At 61.3% G+C, this 20,299-nt stretch carries 16 protein-coding genes, 1 other RNA gene and 2 pseudogenes; 6 read left to right on the forward strand and 13 right to left on the reverse strand.

Annotation, left to right across the window (positions count from 1 at the left end; translation table 11 throughout):
• Position 1 precedes the first annotated feature (1 nt).
• Positions 2–1,384 (forward strand): oxygen-independent coproporphyrinogen III oxidase, encoded by a 1,383-nt coding sequence (hemN, locus tag FIV38_RS07050; RefSeq protein WP_029298169.1) that lies wholly within the window; start codon positions 2–4, stop codon positions 1,382–1,384.
• Positions 1,385–1,390: 6 nt separating this feature from the next.
• Here the strand turns inward: hemN and FIV38_RS07055 are convergent, their stop codons facing one another.
• Positions 1,391–1,861: a hypothetical protein gene (locus FIV38_RS07055; protein ID WP_092231776.1), complete on the reverse strand. Its 471-nt coding sequence runs from the start codon at positions 1,859–1,861 to the stop codon at positions 1,391–1,393.
• Between the two features lie 154 nt (positions 1,862–2,015).
• On the opposite strand from FIV38_RS07055, the gene fnr reads away from it, so the two are divergent.
• Both fnr and FIV38_RS07065 read left to right on the forward strand, forming a co-directional pair.
• Positions 2,016–2,750, forward strand: a complete 735-nt coding sequence (fnr, locus tag FIV38_RS07060) for a fumarate/nitrate reduction transcriptional regulator Fnr (protein ID WP_029298173.1) — start codon at positions 2,016–2,018, stop codon at positions 2,748–2,750.
• 90 nt (positions 2,751–2,840) lie between these two features.
• Positions 2,841–3,389, forward strand: coding sequence for an adenine phosphoribosyltransferase (locus FIV38_RS07065; RefSeq protein ID WP_092231779.1), 549 nt, complete (start codon positions 2,841–2,843; stop codon positions 3,387–3,389).
• Positions 3,390–3,493: 104 nt separating this feature from the next.
• Here FIV38_RS07065 and FIV38_RS07070 read toward each other — a convergent pair whose 3' ends face one another.
• The 5 genes from FIV38_RS07070 to dnaX form a co-directional block, all read right to left on the reverse strand.
• Positions 3,494–4,642: an acyl-CoA dehydrogenase family protein gene (locus FIV38_RS07070; RefSeq protein WP_092231781.1), complete on the reverse strand. Its 1,149-nt coding sequence runs from the start codon at positions 4,640–4,642 to the stop codon at positions 3,494–3,496.
• A 199-nt stretch (positions 4,643–4,841) separates the two neighbouring features.
• Positions 4,842–5,444: a recombination mediator RecR gene (gene recR / locus FIV38_RS07075; protein WP_070994718.1), complete on the reverse strand. Its 603-nt coding sequence runs from the start codon at positions 5,442–5,444 to the stop codon at positions 4,842–4,844.
• Between the two features lie 58 nt (positions 5,445–5,502).
• Positions 5,503–6,528, reverse strand: coding sequence for an NADP-dependent oxidoreductase (locus FIV38_RS07080; protein WP_092231783.1), 1,026 nt, complete (start codon positions 6,526–6,528; stop codon positions 5,503–5,505).
• Positions 6,529–6,667: 139 nt separating this feature from the next.
• A complete protein-coding gene (locus FIV38_RS07085) occupies positions 6,668–7,006 on the reverse strand; it encodes a YbaB/EbfC family nucleoid-associated protein (RefSeq protein WP_003193199.1) in 339 nt (112 codons plus the stop codon).
• Between the two features lie 66 nt (positions 7,007–7,072).
• On the reverse strand, positions 7,073–9,112 hold the full coding sequence (gene dnaX, locus FIV38_RS07090; RefSeq protein WP_092231786.1) for a DNA polymerase III subunit gamma/tau: 2,040 nt from the start codon (positions 9,110–9,112) through the stop codon (positions 7,073–7,075).
• 134 nt (positions 9,113–9,246) lie between these two features.
• Here dnaX and FIV38_RS07095 point away from each other — a divergent pair, with 134 nt between their 5' ends.
• The gene (locus FIV38_RS07095) at positions 9,247–10,014 is read left to right on the forward strand and encodes a substrate-binding periplasmic protein (protein WP_092231789.1); all 768 of its coding nucleotides are present in this window, start codon (positions 9,247–9,249) and stop codon (positions 10,012–10,014) included.
• Here FIV38_RS07095 and FIV38_RS07100 read toward each other — a convergent pair.
• The 3 genes and pseudogenes from FIV38_RS07100 to FIV38_RS30855 form a co-directional block, all read right to left on the reverse strand.
• A complete protein-coding gene (locus tag FIV38_RS07100) occupies positions 9,987–11,684 on the reverse strand; it encodes a putative bifunctional diguanylate cyclase/phosphodiesterase (protein ID WP_050492965.1) in 1,698 nt (565 codons plus the stop codon). The two genes, FIV38_RS07095 and FIV38_RS07100, sit on opposite strands and share 28 nt — an antisense overlap.
• Before the next feature lie 18 nt (positions 11,685–11,702).
• Positions 11,703–12,194: pseudogene (locus FIV38_RS30850) on the reverse strand (methyl-accepting chemotaxis protein); the annotation flags it as partial.
• A 792-nt stretch (positions 12,195–12,986) separates the two neighbouring features.
• Positions 12,987–13,268 (reverse strand): annotated as a pseudogene (locus FIV38_RS30855) (PAS domain-containing protein); the annotation flags it as partial.
• A 458-nt stretch (positions 13,269–13,726) separates the two neighbouring features.
• Between FIV38_RS30855 and FIV38_RS07110 the strand changes: the two are divergent.
• Together FIV38_RS07110 and FIV38_RS07115 are read left to right on the forward strand one after the other, a co-directional pair.
• Positions 13,727–14,041, forward strand: a complete 315-nt coding sequence (locus FIV38_RS07110; RefSeq protein ID WP_029298195.1) for a helix-turn-helix domain-containing protein — start codon at positions 13,727–13,729, stop codon at positions 14,039–14,041.
• 190 nt (positions 14,042–14,231) lie between these two features.
• A complete protein-coding gene (locus FIV38_RS07115) occupies positions 14,232–15,134 on the forward strand; it encodes a DUF2167 domain-containing protein (RefSeq protein ID WP_092231798.1) in 903 nt (300 codons plus the stop codon).
• 131 nt (positions 15,135–15,265) lie between these two features.
• On the opposite strand, the gene ffs is transcribed toward FIV38_RS07115, so the two are convergent.
• The 4 genes from ffs to zipA form a co-directional block, all read right to left on the reverse strand.
• An RNA gene (ffs, locus tag FIV38_RS07120) (signal recognition particle sRNA small type) lies at positions 15,266–15,362 on the reverse strand.
• Between the two features lie 228 nt (positions 15,363–15,590).
• Positions 15,591–16,754: a zinc-binding metallopeptidase family protein gene (locus FIV38_RS07125; protein WP_092231801.1), complete on the reverse strand. Its 1,164-nt coding sequence runs from the start codon at positions 16,752–16,754 to the stop codon at positions 15,591–15,593.
• Positions 16,755–16,946: 192 nt separating this feature from the next.
• Positions 16,947–19,304, reverse strand: coding sequence for an NAD-dependent DNA ligase LigA (gene ligA / locus FIV38_RS07130; RefSeq protein WP_092231804.1), 2,358 nt, complete (start codon positions 19,302–19,304; stop codon positions 16,947–16,949).
• Positions 19,305–19,392: 88 nt separating this feature from the next.
• The gene (zipA, locus tag FIV38_RS07135; RefSeq protein WP_092231808.1) at positions 19,393–20,256 is read right to left on the reverse strand and encodes a cell division protein ZipA; all 864 of its coding nucleotides are present in this window, start codon (positions 20,254–20,256) and stop codon (positions 19,393–19,395) included.
• Positions 20,257–20,299 lie beyond the last annotated feature (43 nt).

Here is a 20,299-nt window from a genome sequence, read left to right on the forward strand (position 1 = left end):
CATGCTCGACGCCATTCGTTGGGACACAGATCTGATTCATCGCTACGACCTCGCGGGGCCGCGCTACACCTCCTACCCCACCGCCGTACAATTCACCAGCCAGGTCGGCACCTTCGACCTGCTGCACGCCCTGCGCGACAGCCGCAAGGCCGTGCGCCCGCTGTCGTTGTATGTGCACGTGCCGTTCTGCGCGAACATTTGCTACTACTGCGCCTGCAACAAAGTCATCACCAAGGACCGCGGTCGCGCCCAGGCCTACCTGCAGCGCCTGGAGCAAGAAATTCAACTGGTCGCCTGCCACCTGGACCCCAACCAGCGAGTACAGCAGCTGCATTTTGGCGGCGGCACGCCGACCTTTCTCAGCCACGACGAGTTGCGCCAGTTGATGGCGCAACTGCGCCAGCACTTCAACTTGCTGGATGACGACTCCGGCGACTACGGCATCGAGATAGACCCACGGGAAGCCGACTGGGCCACCATGGGCCTGCTGCGTGAACTGGGCTTCAACCGCGTGAGCATCGGCGTGCAAGACCTGGACCCCGAGGTGCAACGGGCGGTCAATCGCCTGCAAAGCCTGGAAGAAACCCGCGCGGTGATCGATGCCGCGCGCACCCTGCAGTTTCGCTCGATCAATATCGACTTGATCTACGGCCTGCCCAAGCAGACACCGGAGCATTTCGCCAGCACCGTGGCCGAGGTCATCAGCCTGCAACCCGACCGGCTCTCCGTGTTCAACTACGCCCACCTGCCGGAACGTTTCCTGCCCCAGCGGCGGATCAACAGCGACGACCTGCCGGCCCCCGCCGTCAAGTTGCAGATGCTGCAGGAAACCATCGAACAGTTGACGGCGGCCGGCTACAACTACATCGGCATGGACCACTTCGCCCTGCCCGATGACGAACTGGCTATTGCCCAGGAAGAGGCCACCCTACAGCGCAATTTCCAGGGCTACACCACCCATGGGCACTGTGATTTGATCGGGCTTGGGGTATCGGCCATCAGTCAGATTGGTGACTTGTACTGCCAGAACAGCAGCGACCTGAGTCATTACCAGAACGCCCTGGCTGGGGCGCAATTGGCCACCAGTCGCGGCCTGCTCTGCACGGCCGACGATCGTTTGCGGCGCGCGGTGATCCAGCAGTTGATCTGTCACTTCAGCCTGGACTTCGAAAGCATCGAGCAGGCATTTACCGTGGATTTTCGCGGCTATTTCGCCGAACTCTGGCCGCAACTGGAAGCGATGGCCAATGACGGCCTGATCGAACTGGACGCCGAGGGCATTCGCGTACTGCCGGCCGGACGCCTGCTGGTGCGCTCGGTGTGCATGGTGTTCGATGCCTATCTGGAGCAACAGAATAGGCAACGATTTTCCCGGGTGATCTGAGCCGGGTTACTTGGCCATCAACGAGGCGGCCTTCATCGCATCCTCGGCACTCAGGTTCTTCATCGCTTCGCTCAAGGACGCATAGGCGGAGGTCAGCGCGGCTTGCAGGCCGCCCAATGCCGCTTGCACGCCACCCAGTTTCGCCTGGGCCTGATCCGGGCTCAGGCGCTTGTCGGCCATGATCGACGACATCTCTGCCATCTTTTCTGCGATCTGCTGCTTCAACTGGCGAATCATCTTCAGCAGCTTCTGCACGTTCTCGTCCAGCCCGCTTTCTTCGATATCGTTGTTGGCCGCTTTCTCGGCGTTGGCGGCTTTGAGCGACGCACCGGAAAAGGTCACGCTTACGCCTTCGGCAGGCTTGGTTTCACCGAGCGCTGGCGTTTGGGCCTCAGTGCCAACAGCGCTGGCTTTTTTCGGCTCAAGCAAAGTCGGCACCATGGTGCGGGACGGGAGATTGCCGTCGATGGAAAGCATATCGTGAGCCTCCAAGCTCTTGGTCGTTAGCAGTCCATCGGCCGCTGTGCAAAATTCTTTATACCCCTGCCGGTTTTTTGTACAGGCTGGCCTGATAGTCCCTCAGTGCGGTACCCTTACGTCTTATGTGTGTTTTCCCACAAGGATTTAAGAAATGTCCGAGCCAGTTAAACTGCGCGCTCACAGCCAGGCTCACTGCAAGGATTGCAGCCTGGCGCCCCTCTGCTTGCCACTTTCACTGAATCTGGAAGACATGGATGCGCTGGACGAAATCGTTAAACGTGGTCGCCCACTGAAGAAAGGCGAGTTTTTGTTTCGCCAGGGTGACCAGTTCGATTCCGTCTATGCAGTACGCTCGGGCGCCTTGAAAACGTTCAGCTTGAGCGATAGCGGCGAAGAGCAGATCACCGGCTTCCACTTGCCCAGCGAACTGGTCGGGCTGTCGGGCATGGACACCGAGATCCACCCGGTGTCGGCCCAGGCCCTGGAAACCACGTCGGTGTGCGAGATTCCGTTCGAACGCCTGGATGAACTGGCCCTGCAACTGCCACAGTTGCGCCGCCAGTTGATGCGCGTGATGAGCCGGGAAATCCGGGATGACCAGCAAATGATGCTGCTGCTGTCGAAAAAAACCGCCGACGAACGGATTGCCACCTTCCTGGTCAACCTGTCGGCACGTTTCCGCGCCCGTGGTTTCTCGGCCAACCAGTTCCGCCTGAGCATGTCGCGCAACGAAATCGGCAATTACCTGGGCCTGGCGGTGGAAACCGTCTCCCGGGTGTTCACCCGCTTCCAGCAAAACGAACTGATTGCCGCCGAGGGCAAGGAAGTTCATATCCTCGACCCGATCCAGCTCTGCGCACTGGCCGGCGGCTCCCTCGACGGCTGACCGCCGCACGCGGGATGCGACACTTGCGGCCAAGCCAACCGGCCAGGCCGCAGGTATACTGGTGAGTCTTTGCCCCCAGGACTCCCGACGATGGCTTTCGACTCCTTCGACATCAAATCCCTGATCCGCCCCGTCATCGACTTCCCCAAGCCTGGGGTGATCTTTCGCGATATCACGCCGCTGTTCCAGTCGCCCAAGGCCATGCGCCTGGTGGCCGACACCTTTATCCACCGTTATGTAGAAGCCGAGTTCAGCCATATCGGCGCGATGGATGCCCGGGGCTTTTTGATCGGTTCGGTGATTGCCTATCAACTGAACAAACCACTGATCCTGTTCCGCAAGCAGGGCAAGCTGCCAGCGGACGTGCTGTCCGAGGGCTATCAGACCGAATACGGTGAAGCCTTCCTCGAAGTGCACGCCGACAGCCTGTGTGAAGGGGATTCGGTGCTGATGTTCGATGACCTGATCGCCACAGGTGGCACTTTGATTGCTGCGGCTAATCTGGCGCGACGCATGGGGGCGCGGATTTTCGAGGCGGCGGCGATTATTGATCTGCCGGAGTTGGGGGGTTCGCAGCGGTTGGAGGATATGGGAATTCCAACGTTCTGCTTGACCCAGTTTGGGCTGACTGAGCGCTGATTTGCTGTGTCTGGGCGGGCCTCATCGCGGGCAAGCCCGCTCCCACATTGGACCGAGTTCCAACTTTGGAATGCCCGCGATGAGGCCCCTGAGAACCCTATCAATCACAACCCCATCTGCTTACTGATGATCTCGTTCATCACCTCCCGAGTGCCGCCACCAATCGACAAAATCCGATTGTCCCGGTACAGCCGCTCCACCAGGCTGCCGCGCATATAACCCAGCCCGCCAAGAATCTGCACCGCGTCATACGTCACCCGGTCAGCCGTGTCGGTGGCAAGATTCTTGGCCATGGAAATCTCCTTGATCACACTCTTGCCCGCGGCCATCTTCGCCGCCTGGCGGTAAGTGAACTCCCGGGAAACCTCGACCGCCGTGGCCATCTCCGCCAGGCGGTGCTTGAGCACCTGGAACTTGCCGATCGGTTTGCCAAAGGCCTCCCGCTGCCCAGCCCACTTCAAGCTCTCTTCCAGCGCCATCTGCGCCGTCATGTTGGCCATCAACGCCAGGGCCAGGCGTTCGCTCTGGAAATTGCCCATGATGCAGGCAAAGCCCATGTTCTCGCTGCCGATCAGGTTGCCTACCGGCACTTGGCAATCGTCGAAGAACAATTCGGCAGTATCCGACGCCCACCAGCCCATTTTCTTCAACGGTTGGCCGACGGTGAAGCCTGGCGTGCCCTTCTCGATCAGCAACAGGCTGATGCCGCCAAAGCCCGGCCCGCCAGTACGTACAGCCACGGTGTAGTAGTCGGCGCGCACGCCGCTGGTAATAAAGGTTTTGCTGCCACTGACCCGATAACAGTCGCCCTCACGCACGGCTCGGGTTTGCAGGCCGGCCACGTCAGAACCCCCCCCCGGCTCAGTGACGGCCAAGGCCATGATCTTCTCGCCAGACAAGACCTGGGGAGCCACGCGCGCGCGGATCTCGGGACGGGCCCATTTGACGATGGGCGGCAGGCCGATATCCAGCGAGCCCAGCCCCGCCACCACGCCTGCAGAACCACAACGCATCAACTCTTCGCTGGCGGCGACCTTGGCGAACAGGTCGCCCTCGTGGCTACCGCCCAGGGCTTCGGCGTAACCGATGCCCAGAATCCCCGCCGCACCGGCCTTGAGGTACAAGTCGCGCGGGAAGTGCTCGGCCTCCTCCCATTGCTCGATGCCCGGCAGAATCTCGCGCTCGACAAAACGGCGCACGCTGTCGCGGACCAATTGGTGGCTGGGATCGAAGTATTCCTGATAGGCAGGCATCGGCAAGCTCCACGGAGAGGTGGAGCGAACTTACCAAGCGCTTGCTTGGTTATCAAGCCAAACGGAAATTTCGACCACAGCAAAAATCCCCTGTGGGAGCGGGCTTGCTCGCGAAAGCGGGGCATCAGTCGCTAAATGTATTGACTGATCGACCGCTTTCGCGAGCAAGCCCGCTCCCACAGGGGATTTGTGGTGGGTGTTAGAGGGCGATAGGTTTGCGACCGGCAAACGAGTGCGCCAGGGTGCCGCCGTCCACCAACTCCAGCTCGCCACCCAGCGGAACGCCGTGGGCGATGCGCGAAGTGATCAAGCCTTTGTTGGTCAGCAGTTGCGCGATGTAATGCGCAGTGGCTTCGCCTTCCACCGTTGGGTTGGTAGCCAGGATCACTTCGGTGAAGGTGCCCTGCTCTTCAATGCGCGCCACCAGTTGCGGGATGCCAATCGCCTCCGGCCCCAGGCCGTCGAGGGGCGAAAGGTGGCCCTTGAGCACAAAGTAGCGCCCGCGATAGCCGGTCTGTTCCACGGCGTACACGTCCATCGGGCCTTCGACCACACACAGCAGCGTGTCATCACGACGAGGATCGGCGCATTGCGGGCACAGTTCTTCTTCGGTCAGGGTGCGGCACTGGCGGCAATGGCCCACGCCTTCCATGGCCTGGCTCAAGGCCTGGGCCAGCCGCGAGCCACCGCTGCGGTCACGCTCCAGCAGTTGCAGCGCCATGCGCTGGGCGGTTTTCTGGCCCACGCCCGGCAAGGTGCGCAGGGCGTCGATCAGTTGACGAATCAGGGGGCTGAAGCTCATGGGGCAAAAGTCCGACAAAACAACGAGACGCGGTTTATACCCGCGCCTCGGATAAGCGTCAAATACGCACGACCAACTTGCCGAAGTTACGTCCTTCCAACAGCCCGATAAATGCCTCGGGTGCCTGCTCCAGGCCATCGACCACGTCTTCGCGGAACTTGACCTTGCCGTCACGCACCCAGGGCGCCATGGCGCTGATAAATTCCGGATGGCGGTCGCCATAGTCGTCGAACACGATAAAGCCCTGGATGCGCACGCGCTTGGTCAGCAAGGTCCGTTGCAACGCCGGCAGCCGATCGGGCCCGGTGGGGGCTTCGTGGGCGTTGTAACCGGCAATCAGGCCGCACAGCGGGATCCGCGCCTTGGGGTTGAGCAAAGGCAGTACGGCGTCGAATACCTTGCCGCCGACGTTCTCGTAATAGATGTCCACCCCGTTGAAACAGGCCTGGCCCAGCTCATCGGCGAAATCTGCGCTCTTGTGATCGATGCAAGCGTCAAAACCCAGCTCCTCCACCACATAGCGGCACTTGTCGGCGCCGCCCGCGATGCCCACCACGCGCAGCCCCTTGAGCTTGGCCACCTGGCCGACCACAGAACCCACCGCGCCCGAGGCTGCCGCCACCACCAGGGTTTCCCCGGCCTTCGGTTGGCCGATATCCATCAGGCCCATATAGGCCGTCATACCAGGCATGCCCAGTACGCCAAGGGCCATGGACGGGCTTGGCAGCCCCTTGGGCACGGGGATCAGGTTGCGGCCGTCACTGATGCTGTGACTTTGCCAACCCGTGGCGCCGACCACCAGGTCGCCCACCTCGAACTTGGGGTTGCGCGACTGTTCGATGCGACTGACAGCACCGCCGGTCATTACCTCGCCGATTTCTACCGGTGCGGCGTAGGACGGTGCGTCGCTCATACGCCCACGCATGTAGGGGTCAAGGGACAGGAACAGGGTCTTGAGCAGGACCTGGCCGTCTGCCAGGTCAGGCAGCGCCACGCGCTCCAGGCGGAAGTTCTCTGGCACGGGTGCACCCTGCGGGCGGGATACCAGGACGATGCGCTGGTTAAGGGTCATGGCTTGAGTCATCAGCAAGGCTCCTTTTATCGGTGATTGAATTCAGCGGTATAGGGTGCAGACAGCTGTTGCAATACTGACGTTCGATTTTGACCGACACAAACAAAAATGCCAGGCACGAGGCCTGGCATTTTTTGTTGCATGTCACCGATCAGAACGGCAGCTTCATGCCCGGCGGCAGTTGCATGCCCGCGGTCACACCGGACATTTTGTCCTGGCTGTTGGCTTCGATCTTACGCACGGCGTCGTTGACGGCCGCGGCGAACAGGGCCTCGAGCATTTCCAGGTCGTCTTCGCCAACGCCCGGCAATACGCTTGGGTCGATGCTCACGCGCTTGATGTCGTGACGACCGGTCATCACCACGCTGACCATATCGCCACCGGCTTTACCGGTGACTTCGGCGTTGGCCAGTTCTTCCTGCATCTTGGCCATTTTTTCCTGCATTTGCTGCGCCTGCTTCATCAGGCCGGCCATGCCACCTTTCATCATGGGAATCACCTCAAAAGTACGTGGATCAATACGGCGCCGTGCCTCGGGGCACGACGCCTTCAATTATCAGCCCGCTGCGGCCTGGGCTTCGACGGGCTCAATAGTATCGTGTCGCACCACCGCGCCAAACTGCTCCATCATCTGTTGGATGAGCGGATCGGCCTGGATCGACTCCTCGGCCTCGAGCTGGCGGTTGAGCCGGCGACGGGTGGCGGCCTGGGCCGGGGTTTCCTGCTCGGGCTTGATCAGCTCGATGGTCACCGTCAGGGTGCGTTCGTGGAACTGGTTCAGGGCATCGTTGAGCCGGCGCTGCTGGGTCGCGTTGAACAGGGCACTGTGGGCCGGGTCCAGGTGCAACAGCCAGTGATCGCCATCGACGGCGATCAGCGTGCAGTTGGCGGCGATGCTCCCGGTCATCCCGGAGATCGGCAATTTCGGGAACAGCTCCAACCATTGCAGGGCCAGGCCGGTGGCCGGCATGGCGGCAGGTTCCGCCTCGGGCTCGGGCGCAGGCTCGGCGGTGTGCTCGCTGGCCAGGTCGTCCAGGTAGCTGTAGGCCGAATCCACGTCCGGCTCGATGTAGTCTTCATCCAGCGGCGGTTCGTCATCCAGGTCGATGCCCGGGGTGGCGGCGTCCACGTCGGCAATGGTTGGCTCGGGTACCGGTGCCGAGACCCACTCCGGCGCGTCCGGCACCACGCTGTCGGGGGTTGGCGTGGGCATCGGCGTCAGTTCGGGCTGCTCGGCGATGGTTTCCAGGACAGGCTCTTCGGCAGGTGCCTGCTCGAGCACGGTCTCTACCGGCTCATTCCAGGGCAGGTCGACCACCGGCGCGGGCGCAGGCTCGGCAGCCGGCGCCGGCGCCACTACAGGCACCACAGGCTCGACCGCGACCGGGGCTGGGGCGACTGCCACAGGTTCTGGCGCGACGACCGCCGCGCCAGCCACTGATTTGGCGGAATCAACTGTGGCCTGGCTGATCCCCACTGGCTTTAGCGGCTGTCTCGGCGCGTCGGCGGTGTCTGCGGGGCGAAACGCCAACATGCGCAGCATGACCATTTCAAACCCGCCGCGCGGATCGGGTGCCAACGGCAGGTCACGGCGCCCGATCAGGCCCATCTGGTAGTAGAACTGCACATCTTCGGCTGGCAATGCCTGAGCCAGGGCCAGCACGCGGTCGCGGTCACCGTGGCCGTTATCGACCCCTTCAGGCAGCGCCTGGGCAATCGCGACGCGGTGCAGCACATTGAGAATTTCCGAAAGCACGCCATTCCAGTCCGGGCCCTGCTCCGACAGATGGCGCACCGCTTCAAGCAACGCCTTGGCGTCGCCTTCGATCAGCGCATGCAGCACGTCAAACACTTGCCCGTGATCAAGGGTGCCGAGCATGGCGCGCACGTCGGCGGCCATTACCTTGCCTTCACCGAAGGCAATGGCCTGGTCGGTCAGGCTCATGGCGTCACGCATCGAGCCATCGGCGGCGCGGCCCAGCAGCCACAGCGCGTCGTCTTCGAACGGCACGTTCTCCACACCGAGCACGTGGGTCAAATGCTCGACCACACGCTCGGGGGTCATGTTCTTGAGAGAGAACTGCAGGCACCGCGACAAGATCGTTGCAGGAAGTTTCTGCGGGTCGGTGGTGGCCAGGATGAACTTAACGTAGGGCGGCGGCTCCTCCAGGGTCTTCAACAGGGCGTTGAAGGAATGGCTGGAGAGCATGTGCACTTCGTCGATCAGGTAGACCTTGAAGCGCCCGCGGCTGGGGGCGTACTGCACGTTGTCCAGCAGTTCGCGGGTGTCCTCGACCTTGGTGCGGCTTGCGGCGTCGATCTCGATCAGGTCGACAAAGCGCCCTTCGTCAATCTCCCGGCATACCGAGCAGGTACCGCAGGGGGTCGAAGTGATGCCCGTTTCACAGTTCAGGCATTTGGCAATGATCCGCGCAATGGTGGTCTTGCCCACCCCGCGCGTGCCGGTGAACAGGTAGGCGTGGTGCAGCCGTTGGCTGTCCAAGGCATTGATCAGAGCCTTGAGCACATGGGTCTGGCCGACCATTTCGCGGAACGAGCGCGGACGCCATTTACGTGCAAGAACCTGATAACTCATCGAAAACCGTCGCAACTGGGAAGCGGGAGCCGGTAATGCTAGCGGAGCAGGGGGGAAATTGCATCCGGCACGCTCGCCTAATCTGACTAAGCTGGTAGTGGCATGCCCTGCAAAGGGCTGATCCCGGAGAGTTTATGCGCGTAGTCCTGGGCGCTTTATGGATGATCACCTCACTGAGCCTGGCGGCGCCCGCCCCGTTGCGCTTTGCCATTTCCGACAGTTGGGCCATGCCCATGGTGCAGATCGACGGGGGCCAGCCGACCCAAGGCATTTTGCATGACCTGATGTTGAGCCTGGCAAACCAGGTGGGCCACCCGGCCCAATTCCAGGTATTGGCCCGGGCCCGCATCGCCCCGGCCATGGAACGCGGCGAGGTCGATGTGCGCTGCTACGTCGCACAGGCGTGGCTCAACAACCTGTCTGGCGATTATGTCTGGAGCATTCCGTTATGGGTCCAGCGCAATGTGATGGTCAGCGCCCATGTCCCGCCGCTTTCGGTGAATGTGACGAAGCTGGCAACACAGAATATCGGCACAGTGCTCAACTACACCTACCCAACCCTTGAACCGCTGTTCGCCAAGGGCCAACTCAAGCGCGACGACGCCCGCAGCGAGGAGCAAGTGCTGCACAAGCTGGTGGCGGGCCGCTTCAAGTACGCGGTGACCAACGAATGGACCCTGGAGCGCTTTAATCAGCAGTTGCCGCCAGGCCGGGGGCTGCACGTGGTGGCGGTGGTCGAGGAGCAAAGCCTGGGTTGCTACGTGCGTAACGACCCGGCCCTGCCCGTGCAACGGATTTTGCGCACGCTGCTGCGCATGAAGATGTCAGGGGAAATTGACGAAATCATCAAGCTCTATACCGGCGACGGTGGACGTCAGCTTTCACCTGCGCCGGCGCCATAGTTGAGCAGATCAAACCCCGCCGCCCAAGCCGGCACCTCGGCAGCCGGCATCGGCTGGGCGAAGTAGTAACCCTGGGCCACTTCACAGCCCATGCGCAGCAGCAGTTGGCCGTGCTCCAGGGTTTCCAGGCCCTCGGCGATCACCTCACGACCAAATGCCCGGGCCAGGCCGATCACAGCCTGGGTCAGGGCCAAATCGTCCTTGTCATGGAGGATATCGCGTACAAACGACTTGTCGATCTTGATGGTCTGCGTCGGTAGGCGCTTGAGGTAGCTGAGGGACGAATAGCCGGTGCCGAAATCATCCAGGGAAAAACGCACCCCCAGCGCCTGGCAGGCCGCAAGGTGCTCGGTGACCCGCTGGATGTGATCGATGGCCACCGATTCGGCAATCTCCAGGTCCAGCATGTGTGGCGCCACGTCGGGGTGCTGGGCCAGCAGTTGTTGCAGGCGCTCGACAAAATCCGCGCGCTGGAAATGCCGCGCCGAGATATTCACGCTGACCGGCCAGCGATGTCCGGCTTCCTGCCACTGGCGCATTTGGGCAAGCACCTGGTCCATGACCCATTCGCCGACATCGACGATCAGGTCGGTCTGCTCGATCAACGACAGGAAATCCTTGGGCGATACCAGCCCGCGTATCGGGTGCTGCCAGCGCAGCAATGCTTCGAACCCCACGACCTGGCCGTGGCGCAAATTGATCTTGGGATGGAAGTGCAGGCACAACTCCCCCGCCGCCAGGGCCTGACGAATCTGCTGCACGGTCTGGTGGGTGGCCTTGACCTCCTGCTCCAGGGACACGTCAAACAACTGGTAGCGGTTACGGCCACTTTGCTTGGCCACATACATGGCCTGGTCGGCGTGGCGCAGCAGCGTATCGGCATCCTCGTCATCCAACGGGAACAGCGTGACGCCGATGCTGGCAAACACGTTGATCTGCGCGCCCAGGATCGAGTACGGCTCGGAAATGGCCGTGAGGATGCGCCGCAATGCGCGGTTCAACTCTTCGGCGTCGCGCACGTAGCGCAGGATCAATACGAATTCGTCACCGGCGAGCCTGGCGACCACATCTTCACCACGAATGATGTCACGCAGGCGGCTGGCGACCTCCACCAGCAACAGGTCGCCAGAGGCATGGCCATAGCCATCGTTGACCGCCTTGAAGCCGTCCAGGTCGAGCATGCACACCGCCAGGGGAATGTGCTCGCTGCGGGAGAACTCCAAAGACTGCACGAGTAATTCGGAAAGATAGGCGCGGTTGGGCAGGCCGGTCAGCACATCGTGACCGACCCGCCATTGCAGAGTCTGCAACAGCTGGCGCTTTTCGCTGACATCAAAACGAATCGACACGAACTTCTGCACCTTGCCGGTACGCTCATCGACCAACGGCACCATGGTGCTGTCGACCCAATACAGCGAACCATCCTTGGCGCGGTTGCAGATCTCCCCGCGCCAGACCTTGCCCTCGGTGATGGTGCGCCACATACCCTGGAAAAACCCGGCAGGGTGCAACCCGGAACTGAGGATCCGGTGGTTGCGCCCCAGCAACTCGTCGCGGCTGTAGCCGGACATGCCGCAGAATTGGTCGTTGACGTAGGTGATGCGGCCGGTGAGGTCTGTCTCGGAGAAAATGGCGGCGGCATCCACGGCCCTGCGGTATTTCTCATCCATGAATGAGGCTCTAGGTGGCTAGCGGTTGAACCGCTCGACCAGGGCACGCAACCCGGAAGAGATGCTTTCAAGTTCGCGGCCACGGGTGACTGCAGCGTTGGCATTGCCCGCTGTCTTTTGTACCGTGGCCGCGACGTTATTGATCTGTTGTGAAACATCCTCTGCGACGTGGGATTGTTCCTGTGAGGCTGCAGCCATTTGCTGGCTCATGCCGCTAATGCGCTCCACTGCCTGGCGAATACCCAGCAGTGCCTGTTGCGCTTGCAACACTTGTTGCACGCCCTGCTCGGCTTCGTGAATGCCGGTGCTGGCAATTTCCACTGCTTCTTCGGCGCCAGCGCGCAGATTCTGGATGATGCCCTGAATCTGCTCGGTCGACTCCCGCGTCTTGCCCGCCAGTGCCCGCACTTCATCGGCCACCACGGCAAAGCCACGCCCCTGCTCACCGGCCCGCGCCGCTTCGATGGCGGCATTCAGCGCCAGCAGGTTGGTCTGGTCGGCAATGGCCTGGATCATGCTCGCCGCCACGCGGATTTCCTGGGTCTGGCCGGCCAGATGGCCCACCGCCTGGTTGATCTGGGTGACGGTGGCCGCCAACAGCTGGATCGCCTCGCGTGTGGTACCGACGACATGGCTGCCCTGCCCGGCCAGGTCATTGGCGGTGCGGGCTTCGCTGGCAGTCTGCTGTACATGCGTCGCCACTTCGGCGATGGACGCGGCCATTTCAGTCATGGCGGCGGCAGTCATATCGGTCTCGGCGCGCTGTTCCAGGAGCGCCGACTCGGTATTGCCCGACAACACACTGGAATCGGTCGCCGCCTCGGCCATCTGGGTGGCTAGGTCACTGAGGCGCGTGAGGGCGGTTTTCAAACGCGCCTCTTCGCTGATCAGGATCATCTCCAATTGCGCGGCCGGACCCAGCGCATCGCTGTAGGTCATGGCGCTGATGGGGTCGGAAAAGGTGTTGGGGGTATGCTCGACGATCTGGCTGAGCTGCCGCCCCAGACGCAGGTGAGCCCAAGCGCCCAGGCCGAGAAACAGCAGTGCGGTGGATGCCTGCGCCCAACCAGCGGGCAGCCATTGCACCGCACCGCCAGCGAGCACCGCTGCCAGGGCGGGGATGGCCAGGGCATTGCAGACCTGGCCCAGGCGTTGCTGCAGCGAAACCGCCGAACGCCCGGCACGCAAGCGGGCGTAGAGCGCTTCGGCCCGCTTGACCTGCTCACGCGTTGGCTTGACCCGTACCGACTCGTAGCCCACCAACCGGCCATCTTCGAGGATCGGCGTCACATAGGCGCTGACCCAATAGAAGTTGCCATTCTTGCAGCGATTCTTGACCACGCCCATCCAGCTCTGGCCGGCCTTGAGGTAGCGCCACATCAGTTCGAAGACCGCAGGCGGCATGTCTGGGTGGCGTACCAGGTTGTGGGTGCTGCCGATCAGTTCAGCCTGGGTGAAGCCGCTCATGGCAGCAAACTCGGCGTTGCAGTAGGTAATGTGGCTATTGATATCAGTAGCGGAAATGAGCCGTTGCTGCTCCCCGAAAGTCTGTTCAACTGTGGTGACCGGCAAATTGACGCGCACTTTAAAGCTCCATGGACAGCATTCGATCTACCGGCCCGGGATCGGGTAGATCCGGCAGGTAGAGGGGTATTTCCAGACGGGTAAACCGTCAATCGGCTGGCTGGCCCCATTCGGCGGCCAAACCAGGTTTTGCCCAGCTCCTGACCTTCGACTTGACGAAGATCAACTAGGCTTTAATTCGAGCGTCTGGTGTGAGAGGCGGGGGCTGCATGGGCGCGCAAAAGGGAGCTTGGCGCTGGGGCCAAGCCACTGTTTTGCAACTACCTTTATGAAAGTGAGGAGAAAGCAATGATTTCCTGTTTCATAAAGATGCCCTGTGAAACGACACCGCCAAATACTTGTCCTAAACGCCGATTCTACGAATTACATCACATTTTGCAAGAAAAGGTGATGGTGCGTGCCGTTGTCTAATGCCAATATTTATCGTTAAGTTCTTGATTCTAAATGGGAATTGAGCGATGCAAATTTCAAGTTTGGGTCCAGCCATCAGACGCTATCGAAAGGTAGCGGGGCTTACTCAGGCTGAACTAGGTGAGAAAACCGGTTTTGACCCTAAAACCATTAGCCGCTTCGAAACCGGCACCTATACACCCAGCGTTGACGCTCTCTTCTTGTTTGCAGAGGCTCTGGGAGTGAAGCTGAAAGTCTTTTTTGCCGATCTGGGCGATGAGGAAGAACAGCGCGCTTATCTGTTCGGTGTCATTCATAAGGCCACCCCGAAGGATCTGGGAAAGCTGATAGCGGCGGTAGACCAGGCCTTGTCCAAGCCTTAGAGCTCGTACGACATAAAAGAGAGCAGGTCGCTGATGCAACCTGTTCTTTGCTCTTTGCCTACTGACATGATCCGACCGGACAGCCCCTCTCCTGGCAGGCGCTGGGCCACGCCTTTTGCCAGCCTGCTCGCGCGGCACAGGCGGATTCGGTATCCTTCCGCGCAATTATTTCAAAATGTAAGGGACTACCATGAACTACCTCCGCCTACTGGTGGTGGCTGCCGCCTTGAGCCTGCCTGGCGCGCCGATCTATGCCACCACAGCGCCAGCGCCGGTCGAAGCCAGCGCACCTGCCGAAACCGCCGAACACTTCCTCGCCTCCCTCAAGCAGCAGACCGGCACCGTCACCCTGCCCGGCGGCATCGCCACGCTCAAGCTCAACGACGAGTTCTACTACCTCGACCCCAAGGACACCGAACGCCTGCTCACCGATGGCTGGGGCAACCCTCCAGGTTTCAACACCTTGGGCATGATCATACCCAAGGCCGTCAGCCCGCTGTCCGCACGCGGCTGGGGCGTCATCGTCAGCTACAAGGACGACGGGCATATTTCCGACGAAGACGCGGCAAAAATCGACTACGCCGAACTGCTCAAGCAAATGCAGGAAGACGATGCCCAAGACAATCAGGAACGCCAGAAACAGGGCTACGCCGGCCTGCACCTGCTGGGCTGGGCCGAACCGCCGCACTACGACCAACAGTCCCACAAAATGTACTGGGCCCGCGAACTGAAAGCCGACGACGCCGACCAGAACACCCTCAACTACAGCATCCGCGTGCTGGGCCGCGAGGGCGTGCTGGAACTCAACGCCGTCGCCGCCATGGCCGACCTGCCTACCATCAAACAGGAACTGCCCAAAGTCCTGGCTTTCACCAACTTCACCGACGGCAATCTTTACACCGACTACAACCCCAGCACTGACAAACTGGCCTCTTACGGCCTGGCAGCGCTGGTCGCAGGCGGTATAGCCGGCAAAGCCGGGCTGTTTGCCAAGATCGGCATCTTCCTGCTGGCGGCGAAGAAATTTCTGGTGATTGGTGTGGTGGCGTTGCTGGCTGGCGCGCGCAAGTTCTTCAATCGCAACAAGGGCTGATTGCCAGATACGAAAACGCCGCGAGAAATCGCGGCGTACGGCTACCTTGCCCCTGGCAGAACAGGCTGGGACAGGCGAAAAATTCTATCGGATTGAAAATGGATGCAAACAGGAGAGCGTTATGGAGGCAACCCCACCAGCCACACCCCGGCACACAATGTTCCCGCTGTGGCTGCTTCCTTCCGGATCTGACCAGGTTCACGGGTAATCGTTGCGGGGGGACCGATGGGGTCACCATAACGACGCTGGCCTCTCGGCAAGCGGGGCCATTGTACCGATCTCATCGGAAGTTACAACCGTCAGTTCAGGATTAAAAATCTTATGAGGTTCAAGTACTTGCCCACTGGTTTCGCAGAAGCCCTGTAGCAGCGAGCTTGCTCGCGAAGAATCCGGGTGCTCCACATTCATCCAGAATGCCCGCGTTATCGTTAACGATCTTCGCGAGCATGCTCGCGCCTACAGATGAACGGCTTCGTCGGCCCGGCCGCCCTCTTCCTGGATCACCAGGTGAATGAAGTGCAGCTTGGCGATCACCGCCGGCGGCAGCACGAACGGGTAGAAATCCGGCTGCCCCATGCTGCGGGACAGTTCGTTTAGCATGCCAGCCAGCTCGATCCAGGCGTTGACGAATGACAGAAACGCCGCCCCGCCAGGATGCTCAGGGTCATAGAGGGTCGTGAGGGGAAACGGCTGATAGTCCAGGTCCATTTCCCGCGCACTCATGCCAAACCCCAGGGCCGTGTCGACCGCGTCCATCATGTGCAGGTAGTGGGCCCAGGTTTCCGCCCAGTCCTCCCATGGGTGCATGGTGGCATAGGCGCTGACGCAGGTTTGCTGCCAGTCTGGGCGCGGGCCGTTCTGGTAGTGCTGGTCGAGGGCGTCGGCATAGCTGGCGCGCTCATCGCCGAACAGGTTGCGAAAGGGTTCAAGCCAATGGCTGCCGGCGATCAGGCGATCCCAGTAATAATGGCCCACCTCATGCCGGAAATGGCCGAGCAAGGTGCGGTACGGCTCCCGCATCTGCACCCGGATTTTCTCACGATGCTCGTCGTCGGCTTCCTTGATATCCAGGGTGATCAGGCCATTGGCATGCCCTGTTGTGGGAGCCTTGCCTTCCAGGTCGATGCCCACGAAGTCAAATGCCAGGCCGCTGTCTTCATCAACCGTTTTGGGGATGACTTGCAACCCCAGGCTGATCAGTTGCGCCACCAGTCGGCGCTTGGCGGTTTCGACTTTGCGCCAACGCTCGTGGTTTTCCGGGATCGACAGGTCGGGGATGGTGCGATTGAGGCTGCACGCCACACACAGCGGCGCGGTGCTGTACGCCGGGATCAGCCAGTTGCAGGCGGCCGGGGTGTCGAGGTTGGCGCAGCGGCGAAAGGCACCGGCGTCGAGGTTGTCGTCCTGGAGCCAAGTATCGACGACGGGCCCTGGCTGCAGGGACGACAGCCGGCTTTGCTGGGGCAAGTAGCCCAGCAGCGCCGAGCAGGCCAGGCACTGGCTGTTGCGAAAGAACAGCGACTGCCCGCAACGGCACTGCCACACCTTGCTGTTGCGCGACGGGCCCGCCGTGAACGGCGCAGCAATGCGCGAACTGAGTTGCTCGAAGTAGCGGAACATGGCGATCTCTCCAGGGGCGTGCCCAAGACTAGATCATTCCCCACGCAAGATCGTTCAAAGTGGATGCAATCAGCCCCTTGCAGGAGCGAACTGGCTCGCGAAGAACCTGAGACCGCCACGGGGAACCAAATACCCCGCGTTATCGTTGAGGTTTTTCGCGAGCAAGCTCGCTCCTACAAGATCGGGCCGGTATCAGACAGTGATGTGGTGCTTGGCCAGGAAGGCGACGAAAGCCTCCTCGTCCAAGATCTTCAACCCCAGCTCACTGGCCTTGGCCAGCTTCGACCCGGCGCCCGGCCCTGCGACCACGCAATGGGTTTTCGCCGAGACCGAACCCGCCACTTTGGCGCCCAGGCTTTCGAGCTTTTCCTTGGCCACGTCGCGGCTCATCAACTCCAGCGAGCCCGTCAGCACCCAGGTATGACCCGCCTCAGGCAAGCCCTCGACCACCCTCTTCTCGCTCTGCCAGTGCATGCCGAAGTCCTTGAGCTGCTGCTCGATAGCCAACGCACGGCGGGCATTCTCCGGATTATCAAAGAACTCCCGCACCGCCTTGGCCTGCTTCTCCGGCAGCGCCTGGCGCATGTCCAGCCAGTCGGCCTGGATAACGCCCTCCAGGGAGCCGAACTTGTCCGCCAGTTTCTGCGCAGCCCCCGGCCCCACGGAAGGCACATGCAACTTGTCAAGAAAGCCGCCCAAGGTGGTGCTGGCGGCAAACTCGGCGCTCAGTTCGCCCTGATCCTGCAACACCAGCGCGCATTCGTCCGGCGACAGCAGCGCGCCAATCACCTGCTGGTTGTGACTGTCTTCAAAGAAGCTATGAATCTCGTGAGCCACTTCCAGGCCCACATCCGGCAAGTACGTCAGCACTTCCGGCAAAGCTTGCTGCACGCGCTCAAGGGACGCCAGGGAGCGCGCCAGTACCTTGGCGGTTTCCTCACCCACATCGGGAATGCCCAAGGCGTAGATAAACCGGGCCAGGGTCGGGGTCTTGCTGTTTTCAATGGCGGCGATCAGCTTCTTGCTGGAAACATCGGCAAAGCCTTCCAGGTCGATGATCTGTTCGTACTTGAGCTTGTACAGGTCAGCCGGCGAGCCAATAAGCTTTTCATCGACCAACTGCTCGATGGTCTTGTCGCCCAAGCCATCGATATCCATCGCCCGTCGCGAAACGAAATGGATAATCGCCTGCTTGAGCTGCGCACCACAGGCCAGGCGCCCGACACAGCGATACACCGCGCCTTCGCTGACGGTTTCCTTGCCCTTGCTGCGCTTGACCAGTTGGGTGCGCTCCACGTGGGATCCACACACCGGACAGTTCTCAGGAATCTGTACCGCGCGGGCATTTTCCGGGCGACGCTCGGCAACCACCGACACGACCTGTGGGATCACATCCCCCGCACGGCGGATGATCACCGTGTCACCGATCATCAGGCCCAGGCGCGCCACTTCGTCCATGTTGTGCAACGTCGCATTGGACACGGTGACGCCAGCCACCTTGACCGGCTTCAAACGCGCTACCGGCGTCACGGCGCCGGTGCGGCCGACCTGGAATTCAACGTCCAGCAACTCGGTCAGTTCTTCCATTGCCGGAAACTTATGGGCGATGGCCCAGCGCGGCTCGCGGGCGCGGAAGCCCAGTTCACGCTGATAGGCAATGCTGTTGACCTTGAACACCACCCCGTCGATTTCATAGGGCAGGCTGTTACGCCGCTCACCGATATCGCGGTAGTACTCCAGGCAATCCTCGATGCCCTTGGCCAGCTTCAGCTCATGGCTGATAGGCATGCCCCACTTCTGCAACTGCTGCAGGTTGCCGATATGGGTGTCACTGATATCCGTGGTCACGCCGTAGCAGCAGAACTCCAAGGGCCGGCTGGCGGTAATCTTCGAATCGAGTTGGCGCAGGCTGCCCGCCGCCGCGTTACGCGGGTTGGCGAAGGTCTTGCCGCCGACTTCCAGCTGCGTGGCATTCAAGCGCTCGAAACCGGCCTTGGACATGAATACTTCGCCGCGCACTTCCAGGGTCGCCGGCCAACCTGTGCCGTGTAGCTTCAACGGGATATTGCGCACGGTGCGCACATTCACGCTGATGTCTTCGCCGGTGGTGCCATCGCCGCGGGTCGCGCCGCGCACCAGTTCGCCGTCCTGATACAGCAGGCTGACCGCCAGGCCATCAAGCTTGGGCTCACAACTGTATTCCACCGCCGCCCCACCGCCAAACAGATCGCCCACCGGCAGGTCGAGGCCCTCGGTGACCCGGCGATCAAACTCCAGCATGGTGGTTTCATCAAAGGCGTTGCCCAGGCTGAGCATCGGGATCTCGTGGCGCACCTGGGTAAACGCAGACAACGCCGCGCTACCGACCCGCTGCGTGGGCGAGTCGCGGGTCACCAGGTCCGGATGCTCGGCTTCCAGCGCCTTGAGTTCGTGGAACAACCGATCGTACTCGGCGTCCGGGATGCTCGGTTCGTCGAGTACGTGGTAACGGTAGTTGTGCTGATCCAGTTCAGCGCGCAGTTCGAGGATGCGGGTATGGGCGGCGGTCATGGGTGTTCTCTCAGAAAGCAAAAGAGCAGCCGAAGCTGCTCAATATGTTAGTGCGCTTAATTCTACTGACAACGCTGAAGACCAATCCTCAGCGTTTCTGTGTCAGGGCACGACGCTCGAACTCGACGATGCGCTGACGGTAGTGCTCGATGGTCTGGGCGGTCAGCACGCTGCGCTGGTCGTCCTTGAGCTCGCCGTTGAGCTCCTGGGACAGCTTGCGGGCTGCGGCCACCATGACGTCGAACGCCTGTTTCGGATGACGCGGGCCTGGCAGGCCAAGGAAGAAGCTCACCGCCGGAGTGCTGAACAGGTCGATATCGTCCAGGTCGAAGGTGCCCGGCTTGACCGCATTGGCCATGGAGAACAGCACTTCGCCATTGCCCGCCATGCTTTCATGACGGTGGAAAATATCCATCTCGCCAAAACGCAGGCCGCTTTCCAGGATGTTCTGCAACAACGCCGGGCCCTTGAAGCCGGCCGAGTCGCGGCAGATCACGCTGATTACCAGCACTTCTTCAGCTGCCGGCTGATCCTTGGTGGACTCACGCGGCGCGCTCTTGGCCGGGCTTTCATCCGGGAAGTCGCCGTCACGGCTGCTGAAGCTCGGGCCTTCGTCGACGTCGAGGTTCAGGTCACCCTGATGGGGCTCGGCCACGGCAGCGCTGCCACGCTTGCCGCGCTTGGACGACGGCTCGCGGGCTTCACGCACCGGCGCGCTCATCGACGGCAAGTCATGCTCGTCAAGCTGTGGCTCTTTATGGGTATCCAGGACACGGGGCGGCCCTAGCAGCTCGGCAGCGCCGTCGTCGTCGGGCAAATTCGACAGGTTACGGTCCAGGCGAAATTTCAGCTTGCCCTTGCCGCCGCGCATACGGCGCCAGCCATCAAAAAGAATACCGGCTATTACAACAATGCCGATGACGATCAGCCACTCGCGCAGACCGATTTCCATGTAATCCCTTGCCTCTATAAAAAATGCTGAAAAATAAGGGGTT

The organism is Pseudomonas proteolytica, assembly GCF_007858275.1.
GTDB classification, from domain to species: Bacteria; Pseudomonadota; Gammaproteobacteria; order Pseudomonadales; family Pseudomonadaceae; genus Aquipseudomonas; species Aquipseudomonas proteolytica.